This window comes from Ruegeria sp. HKCCA0370, from assembly GCF_013033705.1.
Taxonomy (GTDB): domain Bacteria; phylum Pseudomonadota; class Alphaproteobacteria; order Rhodobacterales; family Rhodobacteraceae; genus Ruegeria.
In genome coordinates this window covers 163573-174599 of record NZ_WQEP01000010.1, presented here as the reverse complement: position 1 = coordinate 174599, position 11027 = coordinate 163573, and the positions used below count along the sequence as shown (strand labels likewise).

The window sequence follows — 11027 nt, the reverse complement described above, 5'->3', positions numbered from 1 at the left end:
CTCTCACCCTGACGTTTAAGGGTGGAAAGGTGCAGTTCGTCATATACGTCCAAAACGTCTTGAAGGGTTTGGGCCGTTGCGGCGGCGCGCTCCTGATCTCTGCGGGCTTGCTGGGCTTCAAGCACTCGGTCAATCCCACGTGCGGCCTCAGCCTCTATTTCTAGGGCCAGTGCCCGCGCCTCCCCCAGCCCAATCGCTCCATCCTCCCGCTTTCCGGTAGATGACCATGTGCAGTAAGTGCCAAAAGTGTGCTTGCGCTTCGCGCCGCCCTTGACGCGCTTTTCGTACATCCAGACCGCACGGGCAGGGTAAACCCTCAACCGCAGACCGGAGCGTTTCGTGTCGGATATCTCATCCCGCCCAACAGCCGGGGGTTTGAGCTTCATCAGGAATGCGTTGGTAAGCTCTTTCTTCACGTAATGGCCTCTGGGGGACTTATGGGGGACAAATTTAGTTGGATTCTGCTGGACGACCACGGACTATTGTAGACCCACTTACCTGGTGGGCAATAAGGATTTCGTCGGAAATGCCAGTAAAATATAGCATATTCTGGACACCCTCAGACGATTTTGGACAAGTGTAGATAGTGACGTAGGATACTGGTGCTTCTGACTTTTAATCAGTGGGTCGCAGGTTCGAATCCTGCACGGCTCACCACTTTTTTCAAAGACTTACGAGGCGATCTCCTGCCTAACTCTCGCTTCGGGTAAGCGCAGGGTAAGCGAAGGCTGCCATTTTTCCCTTTACATTCGCCTGATGGTTGCATGACTCTTCAGGCAAGGGAGGAACTGATGGGACACATCAGGCTTGGCACTTTGCCTCGGTCAAGGAAGTGGCGCGAGGTCGTTGATCTGATCGCAACCGATGCGTCAGTCGAAGAGATCGCCGAGGCCGCAGCGGATGCATCTGAGAGCGATCTCGCACGGGCGAGTCGTGATCCCAGGTTTCAGTTTGTAAGTGATCTCCTCGTGAGGCTGCCTTTGCTTGCAAGGGCTCCGGGCTTCGAAGACGCTTTGGCTGACTTGGGCATTGCGACGTCGGAACTCGGTTCAGTGACCGGCTTGCTGGCCGGTTTGGATCGTGCCGTTGATGGCAGGAGCTTCGATCTCCAAAGTTCCTCAGATGCAGGAGAATTGGCGAAGGCCGCGCTCTTGGAAAGCCTTTCCGTTCAGCTGCACGACCGGTTGCCATCCCTGTTTGAACCGACACCGCAAGAAATTCGCCAAGCACTCGCGAGTTTCGCCGCGGGCGATGCTTTTGCAAGACTCGCGCGGGATTTCTTTGCCCGGCTGACATACCGCTCTCTAGACTACTATCTGAGCCGGGAACTCGCCAATCACACTGGCGAGGATCGACGCTTTTCAACCGATGCACAGCGAGTGGCATTTCAACAAGCCCTCGCCCAGCACACATTTGAAGTGTCTAGAATTGTCGAAGAATATGCGGGCGGCTGGTATGGCAAAACCGTCTGGCAGAAGCAGGCGCTTGATCGCGATGCAATAGACAAGTTCACAGCTTACGCGTTCAAAAAGATGCGCTCGGAGTTTGGGCGCCGTCGCGCCGTTGCTTGAAGTTGAAGTCAGATGGTTGCCGCCCCTGACAAAAAGCGGCGGTGATGAAGTTCTGCGTCTCGACATTGCTGGCCGCGAAGTCGCAATGACGCTACGGATTGGACAATTGAACCGTCAATTGGTCGAGGGATTGCAGGATCGTGCGCTCGATTTGCTGGAGATTGCCGCGCTTGTCTATTGCGCGGACGCGGCAGTCAGCCGTGGTGGCCTAGCGGATCAGAAGATGGGTGAGAAGTGGCACAGACGGTTCGTAGCCACTATGCCGGTACGCGATCTGGATTTCTGGCAACGTGAGAGCGTAATACAGGCTCTGGAAGAAACGTTGATGTTTCTATCCGGCGACCGCTTTGAATTTTCTTTTTCGATCAAAGACGAACCGGATGCAGAGCGATCGCGCTTCTTCAAATTCGGTCGAAATAGTTCATGGAAGCCCCACCGTGTCTTGATGTTTTCCGGCGGGCTCGATTCCTTTGCGGGCGCTGTGGAAGAAATCGTGGAACAGAAGCATCGGGTTGCTTTGGTCAGTCATGCCTCGTCCACGAAAATTGCGCCGGTCCAGAAACGGCTGATCTCAGCGTTGAGCAAACGGTACGGACCCGAAAAGTGCCATCACATTCCCATGACCGCCCAGTTGAAGGGTCGATCGACTGCGGAAAGAACGCATCGCACACGCTCATTCTTGTTCGCGGTACTTGGGTCGATCACTGCAAAGGCCTTCGGACTGGACCGCTTGTCGTTCCATGAAAACGGCGTTGTGAGCCTCAACCTGCCGCCGGTTGGCAGTGTCATTGGAACGCGAGCGACGAGAACGACCCATCCTAAGGCACTCAACCTGTTGACCGGTTTTCTGCAGCTTGTTTTCGAGAACGATATGCGCGTCGACAATCCCTACTTCGCGCGCACTAAAGCTGAGGTAGTGGAGCGCATCTCCCAACTTGGGATGGCAGATCAAATTGTCGAGACGCGCAGTTGCGCAGATGTGCATAATCAAACCAATCAATACTTCCATTGCGGTCGCTGTTCGCAGTGTATCGATCGGCGTTTTGCGATGCTCTCAATAGGGCTTGAACGTTTTGACCCTGAAGATGCGTATCGCGTGCACTTGATGTCGGACGCCCGACCGAACGGCATCGACCGGGAGATGGCGTTGTCCTATGTGCGCAATGCAGTGTTGTTTGAAAACGCCACGCCAGATGCACTGATCCGAAATTTCCCCGTTGTGTTGGATGCGGTCAATCACCTCGACAATCCGCCAGACACAGCCATGGTGATGATCGCAGATTTGTTGAACCGCCATGGAAAGGCGGTCACATCGGTGATGCGCAGAACTCTTGAAAGCAAGTCACCCGGTGAGTTCCCTGAACAGAGTTTGCCAAGACTATATGGTGCGATGCAGAGCGCCTTGACCTTGCCGTTCGTACCTGCGGCCTCAGTTGATAAAAACGAGAAACAGCAACTTCCGCTGTCCATAGAAATCGACAAAGCCTCCCGTTTGGTTGTGATCGGCGAACATGTTGAGCTTAAGAAAAACGCCACAGCTGACCTGTTAGTGGTCTTGGCTGAAGAGTGGCTCCGTTCTGCTGGTGAAGGTCTCGAACCCATGGACCATCACTGCGTGAAATCTGGCGAACTCGTCGAAAAATTAGGCGTTGAGTCCGACGAAGCCGTTAGACGGAGAATTCAGACTGCTCGGAGAACGCTTGCAGGGAGATTGGAGTCCGCTGGCCTGTCAGTTGATAAGCCCCAAGAGCTGATTGAAAATCTCCCTTGGCATGGATACCGGCTTGCTCCCGAGCGCGTGGTCGTTCGGGTGCGTCACCGGAGCTGATCATTCATCAATAACCGCGTCCTCGTCTGGCAACGGTCCACGGCGGCGAAACCGCCCCATCAGTTCGACCTGACGGCCAGGTGAAACAGAACCATAGGAGCTGAACGTCGTCATCACGTCGTCGTGTCCCATGTTCTGCGACCAGGCTTTATAGTCCTCTGGTGTCCTGCAGTGAAGTTTTGCCAGCTCTGCGATCGTATCTCGCACGCGGTGCGGCGAAAACGGTGGCAGCCCGGCGTTAACGAAAGCTTGCTTGAAGATCCTGGCCGCAGACGACGGGCCGGCCCACGGCTCGCGCGCGATACCTACTGCCTCAAATCGTCTGGACGGGCCAACAGCTACGCGCGTCTTGGGGAACAGAGGATCCGTGTCCGAGAAAAGATGGTCCTGACGAAGCTCCGCGATCCAGTCTCGCAGAATCCTTTCGACATCATCACCGAAGGGAAAGAAACTGGTCGTGAAGGACTTTCCAAACTTTGTATCCACGGAACGACCGTCAAACTGCACGCATTTATTGGCTTGATCGACATGACCCAGCCGCAAGGTGATGGCGGCACCTTCACGTGATCCGGTCAAGAAAAGGAAAGCGATCAGGGCGCGGTCACGGCGCTGGATCACTGTTTCTGCATGCATGATGGACGACAGGTGGTTTACTTGTTCAGGGGACGGATGCGGCTTCAATAGGGTGCTTCGACGGGCCTGTTCCGATTTGCGATCCGGCGTGAGATAGGCAATGTCTGCGCGCGAGATCCTGGACTTGTACCCCGGTTGGTCCGCCATCCAGTCAAAAAGCTTCATGACATCGCGCAACACTCCGTTGATCGTAGCTGCCGACAGTGGCGCGCCCGTTCGTTCATTGCGCAGACCTTGCAGATGGCGTTTGAACGCGCGCGCCCTTTCTGAATGGAACGCCCTGTAGTCCTTACCTTTGAGCCATTTATCATAGATGGCAATCGATGCTGCGGCTTTGTCGATCGAAGATTGCGAAAGCCCCTTTGCGTCCTTCAGCCAGACAAGGTGTTTGCGCTTGATGCGCAGGTTATCCGAGGTGTGTTTTGGCATGGGTCTCGGGCTCCTCTTTCAAGGTCACTTTTGAATGGGGTTCGGTACAGGACACTAATATTGGGGAGGCTTGTTGAAGTGTGACCTCCAGTTTGGCCTGAATGGCTTCCAGATCTGAACGGCGAAGGATCTTGTTCATGACCGCACCACACGTCGGACAGAGGGCTGTTAGGCGGCCGCTGGAAGCTGTTTCCTGAACATAGTCAGCGATCTTACCGTCGGGTTCGCGCGGACCTCTGCAGCTGAGGCAGTAGCAGTGATGCAACGCCAACTTGCACCGCGTCTTGCGTTGTCTTTGTCCGAGGAAGTCCTTGAGCACATGTCCTTCGATCAACCAAGGCTTGCTGCTGGTATCAGCCGCAAGTCCGTTGTTCCCAATCCAGCGAATGACGGTCTGGCGATGACAGCCCAAAACGTCCGCCACCTCCCAGACCGTGTAGACAAGGTGCGATTTGACTTTGTGTGAGGGGAAGGACTTTGCCATTACACACCCTCCTCGGAAATCGGTCCGCATGTATTCTGGCAGACCTGCGCCTCCTCAAAGGCTTCGATCACGCCTTCATCGTATAAAACGCGCGCCCCGATCTTCAAAAACCTGGGGCCCTTTCCGAGCCAGCGCCACTGCTCCAGCGTCCGCGGCGACATGTGCCACCGCTCCGCCAGCTGATCTTGTGTCAACTTGGGCATATCAACCTCAATTGCTCACTGCGGCACGAGGAAGTTCGGTCCGCTTCTGTTGAACAAAGTGAGGGATCGGATCTCTAAAATCTGTGGCCGCCGCCAATAAAGGCGTGACACATGCTAGGGCTAAATCATTGGTATTATGTGACTTGAATCAGAAAAGCGTGACCCATCCGCAAAATGCGTAACCTTGCCACCCAAATCGCAGGGAGTCAGCGGCTGCAAATGACCCGAAAGCTGACGTTAATCAAAAATGCCTGGAAGACGGCTTCGAGCCCAGAGCGGTCCACGGTGCTCTGTCAAAACACGGATCTGCACTGTTTATCTATTTTGGGCAGATGGGTACCGTACGGTGAGAAAAAATCTTCCGTGCGGGGTAGCGACATGATTTCTAAACGCAGTTTTCTTTCTGGCATTGCTTCTACAAGCGCCCTTGCATTGGTTCCTGCGCAGGTCCGCGCTCAAACCCCGGTGTCCACGCTCTTCACCAATGTCAGCGTCTTCAACGGTAAGGATGATGCCCTTGCTGACGTGCAGGTGCTGATAGAGGGCAACAAGATCGTTCAGGTCGCCGCATCTATCGACGCCCCAGACCAGGCGATGAACATCGACGGCGGCGGTCGGACTCTGATGCCGGGTCTCATCGAAGGACATGGTCATCTGGCGCTCAGTGCAGGTGTTGAGCAGCTACTTATCAATATGTACTGGGACGAGATGGCCGCGCGGATGATAAACCGGGCCGAACATTACCTAGATCTTGGCTTCACGACGCTCAGGGATACGGGCGGCTGGGTTCTGGGCGTTAAGAGTGCGATTGACAAAGGCATTGTTCCCGGGCCGCGAATTTACGCTGCCGGACCCGCAATATCACAGACGTCCGGACATAGTGATTATCGCTTCCCAGTCCAGAAAAACCCCTTTTATGGCAGACTCCCCGACAATTCACAGCCGAGGGCAGAGATTGCCAGCACACTTGGTCACGGCACCTTGGCCGATGGCATAGATGAGGTGCGCAAGGCCGTGCGCGAGAGCCTTGCTGCGGGCGTCTCCTTCATCAAGCTTCAGGCAGGTGGTGGGGTCGCCAGTTTTGCCGATCCGCTTGAATCGGTTCAATATACCACTGGGGAGCTGGCTGCGGCCCGGGAAGAGGCCGAGCACTTCGGGACCTATGTGACGGCACATGCCCACATGGACGAGGCTATCAACAACGTGCTCGATGCGGGCATCATCCATTTCGAACACGCATCGATCATGAACGACAGCACGATGGAGCGGTTGGGCGAGGCAGGCGCATACATCTGCCCACAAGCCTATCTTTTCCTCCAGCGACCGGAGGATAACAAATCTTGGACCAATGACATTCAGCGCGCAAAGGCGCAGCTCGCATATGATGGGGTGGAGAACGTTCTTAAAAAAGCGACCGGCTTCGGGATAAACGTGCTTTGGGGCACGGACGTCATTGGTCCGCCTGAAGTGTTCGAAACGATGGTGCGTGAGTGGGAATTCCGTGCTCCTTATTACTCCAATGTGGATCTTTTGAAGCAGGCGACCAGCGTTAACTCAGATGTGCTGGAACTCACGACATTTCGCAATCCCTATCCAGAAGGGCCGCTTGGCGTGATAGAGGAAGGCGCTTATGCAGACTTGCTGCTTATCGACGGCAATCCCCTTGAAGACATCATGGTCATGACCCAGCCGAGGGAGAGGTTTCATCTGATCATGAAAGACGGACAGATCCACAAAAGCATTCTCTAGTGACACGCTCATTGGCAACGTGCCGTGGAGCTTCAACACCGCTTAAGCTGATGCAATCACTGGCCGGTTTGTCCGCAGAGCGGTTATTTGGAGAAAATCAACCGATGTCCGAATTGCGGATTAAAGCGGACGCTCAATCGCTTGGCTTTCGCTCTGGTTTGTATTCTGGAAGCTTGGACAAGGCCGATTTCAACGCGTCGCCCCACACCTCGGAAATGGTGCGAAAGTACTGATCGTCGGGTTCGAATCTGGACCGTGTGCCGCCTTCAAGACTGTCTTCATCGTAAAGAAGAAGGTCAAGCGGAGCTCCGACAGAAAGATTGGCCTTGATCGTGGAGTCGAAGCTGACAAGCAGAAGTTTCACAGTTTCCGCAAAGCTCATCTCCGGATCATAGGCGCGCACCAGAATTGGACGACCGTATTTCGTCTCTCCAATCTGAAAGAACGGAGTATCAGCGCCAGCCTCGATAAAGTTGCCTTCGGGGTAGATCAGAAACAGGCGAGACGGGCCGCCTTTGATCTGGCCACCTAAAATGAGTGTCGCATGAAAGGCGCTGTCGGCTTGCTGACCGGATTGGGAATGCTCCTGTATGACGTCATTCAACGTAGCCGCGACCAGTTGCGCGACTTGGAACATTGTCGGTGCTTCCAGTATGGACGGCGAGCGATCTTCTGGCGCTTTGGTCCGCTCTTCCAGAAGGCTTATGGTGGCCTGAGTAGTCGCAAGGTTTCCTGCCGTTAGGATAGTGATCGACCGATCGCCATCAACTGTCCAATTGAACATCTTGTTGAAGGTCGAAACATTATCGACGCCTGCATTCGTGCGGGTGTCGGACATGAACACCAACCCGCGATTCAGCCGCATACCCACAGCATAGGTCATCAAATTCTCCGTTATTGCTGTGCGACCTGCAACTGCACTGTCAATTGCTCACCCGCTGCCCCAATTCTGTTCCCTATTACTGGGGCAGCTTGGGAATAGTCCAGACCGGTCGCGACGCGTACGTATCGATCGTCAGGTGAAATCCCGTTTGAAACGTCGAACCCAACCCACCCAAGACCGTCCAAGTGCACCTCGGCCCAGGCATGGGTCGCGTCCTGTAGTTCCGTTTCGTTCATCATCAGGTAACCCGATACATAGCGGGCCGGAACTCCGATCTGTCGTGCGCAGGCAATGAAAATATGCGCGTGGTCCTGACACACGCCGCACCCGGATTCGAGTGCGTCTTCTGCGCTCCAGCCCGGGTGCGAACTTCCAATCTCGTACGCGACCTGAGTGCGAATGCTTTCGGAAAGGGCATGCATCTGTTCCAGCGGTTCGCCTTTGGGCAACGCGCCTATCACTTCGGCAACCCCTTTCCCCGGCGTTGTCTGCGGGGTGCTCCTTTTGAATAACCATAATGGAGTCGACCCTTCGTGACGCCCGAGGACGCCATGTGTGTCTTCCACTTCTACAACGCCTTCAGAAATCAACGAGATGCTTTGGGTGTTTACGTCGAAACTGATCAATTCCACGGTGTTGCGGTGGTAGTCTTCAAAAGTCAGTTCTTTGCGCCCGCCAGTGATTTGGGTGCTCCAACTTACAATGTTCTGATTGCGGAATGACTTTGGTGTCTTTCTCAGCTGTTGCAGCCCGAAGGGAACGGGTGCATCGAAATCGTATCGTGTCTCGTGTCGAATGTGCAGTTTCATTGGCTACTCGTAGAACCTGTAATCAACCTCGATCTGTCGACTTAAGCTGCCGAGATCTGTCAGAAAATCCTGAATGTACTCATGCAGACCGATTTCGAAGATATCAGAGATTTTTTGATCCAGGTATTTCTCGTAGAGGCCATTCGAGGCCTCGCAGGAAGGCCCGGCAAAGCCATAGTCTTTCTTTAGGTAAGAAAGGTTTTCTTGAATTTTTCTGCAGCAAAAGTGAAGGCTGCGCGGCATTCGCTGATCCAAGATCAAAAACTGTGCGATATCAGACGGTTGGGTTTTCTCACCGTGGGTCATTCGATATCCTCCGCCAGCGCCGACGGAGCGGAGAATGCTTTCCCATTGGATGTTGTCCAGTGATGAGCCAACTGAGAAAGCTGTGGGCAGAAGAACGTAGTATTTCACATCCAGAATGCGCCCGGTATTGTCGGCTCGTTCGACGAAGGTACCAATGCGGGTGAAGTCGAAAATGTCATTGCGTAGCATCGTGCCCAATGTAGCGCCACGAACCAGGGCCGCCTGTTGGCGAATAAGCTCCAGCGTCGCAGGCAGGTCCCGCTCATTCACGCGGCGCTTCATGACATCATCAATCTGCATCCAGGTAGAGTTTACTGCGCTCCAAACATCGTGTGTCAGTGCGGTTCGAACAAGACGCGCATTGTCTCTTGCCTGCTTGATGACTGATTTGATCGAGGATGGATTATCCGCATCACGCAGCATCCAATCCACCGCGTTGTCTTTTGAAACATCATCGTATTTGGCGTGGTACCCATCCAGAACGCCGGCTGTTTTCAGAACAGAACCCCATTCTTCGGTCGAATTCTTGGTGCGGGTCAACGCCATCCGCTGACCTGTTTCAAGCAGCCTGGCCGTGTTTTCCGCTCGTTCCAGGTAGCGGGACATCCAGAACAACCCACCAGCAGTTTTTCCCAGCATGGTCAGTCCTCCAGAACCCAGGTGTCTTTGGTTCCACCGCCCTGGCTCGAGTTTACGACCAATGACCCTTTCTTTAGTGCCACGCGGGTCAGGCCGCCGGGAGTGATCTTGATCCCCTCGGGCGACACTAATACGAAAGGCCGCAGATCGACATGTCTGGGGGCCAGCCCCGAGCGCGCGAAGATCGGAACGGTTGAAAGCGACAGTGTCGGTTGAGCAATATAGTTCGCCGGCCGCGCTTTGAGCTTGTCGCGGAAAGCTGAAATCTCTTTCTTGCTGGCGGTCGGGCCGATCAACATCCCGTAGCCGCCAGACCCGTGCACTTCTTTCACAACAAGGTCGGACAGATTGTCCAGTACGTAGGACAGAGATTCGGGATCGCTGCAACGCCACGTGGGAACATTTTGAAGCAGGGGCTTCTCACCCGTGTAGAATTCAACGATTTCAGGCATGTATGAATAGATCGCCTTGTCATCGGCTATGCCTGTTCCCGGGGCGTTCGCAATCGTGATACCGCCAGCGCGATAAACGTCCAGAATACCCGGCACTCCCAATGCGCTGTCGGGGTTGAAATTCAACGGGTCCAGAAAGTCGTCATCCACTCTGCGATAGAGAACGTCGATAGGTTTATAACCCCTGGTGGTGCGCATGCAGACACGCCCGTTTACAACCCGCAAGTCGTGACCTTCGACCAATTCCACGGCCATCTGATCTGCCAAGAAGGCGTGCTCGTAGTAGGCTGAATTGTAGATGCCAGGCGTCAACACGGCGACAGTGGGTTCTCCCTCGGCGCAAGCTGGTGCGCATGCAGCCAGGGACCGTCTTAAACTACGCGGGTAATCGGAAACATTCCGGACATTTGTGGCGCTAAACAGTTCCGGGAACATTTTGAGCATCGTTTCCCGGTTCTCGAGCATATAGCTCACACCGGACGGTGTACGCGCATTGTCTTCCAGCACAAAAAACTCGTCCGGCCCGGTTCGCACCAAATCAACACCGACTATGTGCGTATAGACCTTACCAGGTGGCGTGATGCCCAACATCTGCGGCAGGAACGCTTCGTTTGCGGCGATCATCTCAGCTGGCACACGGCCAGCGCGAACAATTTCCTGACGGTGGTATATGTCATGAAGAAACGCGTTGATTGCCCGAACTCGCTGTTCGATACCTCGTTCCAGCCGCTGCCACTCTCGTGCCGAAATGACACGCGGCACGATATCAAACGGTATCAGTCGTTCTTCTGCCTCTGCTTTGCCGTAAACATTAAAGGTGATGCCCGTCAGCCTAAAAACTTCTTCGGCTTCACGCTGTTTCGCCCTCAGCCGTGATACGTCTTCAGCATTGAACCAGCGGCCGATCTCTTCATATGGACCTCTGAGTGATCCATCGCCGTTGAACATTTCATCAAAATACTCACTCATGTGTTAAGTTTCACGCTCAAATCAGAATTTTCAAGTCGTTCAGGCTCGATTTGATACTGTCATCGTAAGTAA

The 11027-nt window shown here is 54.3% G+C and carries 11 protein-coding genes; 3 read left to right on the top strand and 8 right to left on the bottom strand.

The annotated features are described in order from the left end of the window. On the bottom strand, nucleotides 1-416 hold a 416-nt coding region (locus GOW31_RS18690; protein ID WP_171172180.1), incomplete at its 3' end, for an integrase arm-type DNA-binding domain-containing protein. A gap of 348 nt (nucleotides 417-764) precedes the next feature. Between GOW31_RS18690 and GOW31_RS18685 the strand changes: the two genes are divergently transcribed. Next, a complete protein-coding gene (locus GOW31_RS18685; RefSeq protein ID WP_254441761.1) occupies nucleotides 765-1571 on the top strand; it encodes a hypothetical protein in 807 nt (268 codons plus the stop codon). Further along, a complete protein-coding gene (locus tag GOW31_RS18680; RefSeq protein ID WP_254441760.1) occupies nucleotides 1546-3399 on the top strand; it encodes a 7-cyano-7-deazaguanine synthase in 1854 nt (617 codons plus the stop codon). The genes GOW31_RS18685 and GOW31_RS18680 overlap by 26 nt, the downstream gene beginning before the upstream one ends. Here GOW31_RS18680 and GOW31_RS18675 read toward each other — a convergent pair whose 3' ends face one another. The 3 genes from GOW31_RS18675 to GOW31_RS18665 are packed head-to-tail and all read right to left on the bottom strand — an operon-like array spanning nucleotide 3400 to nucleotide 5148. Further along, the gene (locus tag GOW31_RS18675; protein WP_171172177.1) at nucleotides 3400-4461 is read right to left on the bottom strand and encodes a site-specific integrase; all 1062 of its coding nucleotides are present in this window, start codon (nucleotides 4459-4461) and stop codon (nucleotides 3400-3402) included. It lies immediately after the preceding gene. Beyond that, complete coding sequence (locus tag GOW31_RS18670; protein ID WP_171172175.1) at nucleotides 4439-4945, bottom strand: helix-turn-helix domain-containing protein; 507 nt, start codon at nucleotides 4943-4945, stop codon at nucleotides 4439-4441. Before GOW31_RS18670 ends, GOW31_RS18675 begins: the two co-directional genes overlap by 23 nt. Beyond that, on the bottom strand, nucleotides 4945-5148 hold the full coding sequence (locus tag GOW31_RS18665) for a helix-turn-helix domain-containing protein (RefSeq protein ID WP_171172173.1): 204 nt from the start codon (nucleotides 5146-5148) through the stop codon (nucleotides 4945-4947). Before GOW31_RS18665 ends, GOW31_RS18670 begins: the two co-directional genes overlap by 1 nt. A gap of 219 nt (nucleotides 5149-5367) precedes the next feature. On the opposite strand from GOW31_RS18665, the gene GOW31_RS18660 reads away from it, so the two are divergent. Then, nucleotides 5368-6897: an amidohydrolase family protein gene (locus tag GOW31_RS18660; protein ID WP_171172171.1), complete on the top strand. Its 1530-nt coding sequence runs from the start codon at nucleotides 5368-5370 to the stop codon at nucleotides 6895-6897. Between the two features lie 133 nt (nucleotides 6898-7030). Here GOW31_RS18660 and GOW31_RS18655 read toward each other — a convergent pair whose 3' ends face one another. From GOW31_RS18655 to GOW31_RS18640, 4 genes are read right to left on the bottom strand one after another with little or no spacing between them, the layout of a single operon-like run. After that, nucleotides 7031-7780 (bottom strand): proteasome-type protease, encoded by a 750-nt coding sequence (locus tag GOW31_RS18655; RefSeq protein WP_171116983.1) that lies wholly within the window; start codon nucleotides 7778-7780, stop codon nucleotides 7031-7033. A gap of 11 nt (nucleotides 7781-7791) precedes the next feature. Beyond that, nucleotides 7792-8589 carry a transglutaminase family protein gene (locus tag GOW31_RS18650; RefSeq protein ID WP_171172168.1) on the bottom strand — a complete coding sequence of 266 codons (798 nt, stop codon included), beginning with the start codon at nucleotides 8587-8589 and terminating at the stop codon, nucleotides 7792-7794. A gap of 3 nt (nucleotides 8590-8592) precedes the next feature. Continuing rightward, on the bottom strand, nucleotides 8593-9534 hold the full coding sequence (locus GOW31_RS18645) for an alpha-E domain-containing protein (protein WP_152459498.1): 942 nt from the start codon (nucleotides 9532-9534) through the stop codon (nucleotides 8593-8595). A 2-nt stretch (nucleotides 9535-9536) separates the two neighbouring features. After that, nucleotides 9537-10955: a circularly permuted type 2 ATP-grasp protein gene (locus GOW31_RS18640; RefSeq protein ID WP_171172167.1), complete on the bottom strand. Its 1419-nt coding sequence runs from the start codon at nucleotides 10953-10955 to the stop codon at nucleotides 9537-9539. Between the last annotated feature and the right edge of the window lie 72 nt (nucleotides 10956-11027).

Coding starts and splice junctions, on each gene's coding strand:
- GOW31_RS18685 (WP_254441761.1), top strand. CDS start 765: ATGACTCTTCAGGCAAGGGAGGAACTGATGGGACACATCAGGCTTGGC.
- GOW31_RS18675 (WP_171172177.1), bottom strand. CDS start 4,461: ATGCCAAAACACACCTCGGATAACCTGCGCATCAAGCGCAAACACCTT.
- GOW31_RS18670 (WP_171172175.1), bottom strand. CDS start 4,945: ATGGCAAAGTCCTTCCCCTCACACAAAGTCAAATCGCACCTTGTCTAC.
- GOW31_RS18665 (WP_171172173.1), bottom strand. CDS start 5,148: ATGCCCAAGTTGACACAAGATCAGCTGGCGGAGCGGTGGCACATGTCG.
- GOW31_RS18660 (WP_171172171.1), top strand. CDS start 5,368: ATGACCCGAAAGCTGACGTTAATCAAAAATGCCTGGAAGACGGCTTCG.
- GOW31_RS18655 (WP_171116983.1), bottom strand. CDS start 7,780: ATGACCTATGCTGTGGGTATGCGGCTGAATCGCGGGTTGGTGTTCATG.
- GOW31_RS18650 (WP_171172168.1), bottom strand. CDS start 8,589: ATGAAACTGCACATTCGACACGAGACACGATACGATTTCGATGCACCC.
- GOW31_RS18645 (WP_152459498.1), bottom strand. CDS start 9,534: ATGCTGGGAAAAACTGCTGGTGGGTTGTTCTGGATGTCCCGCTACCTG.
- GOW31_RS18640 (WP_171172167.1), bottom strand. CDS start 10,955: ATGAGTGAGTATTTTGATGAAATGTTCAACGGCGATGGATCACTCAGA.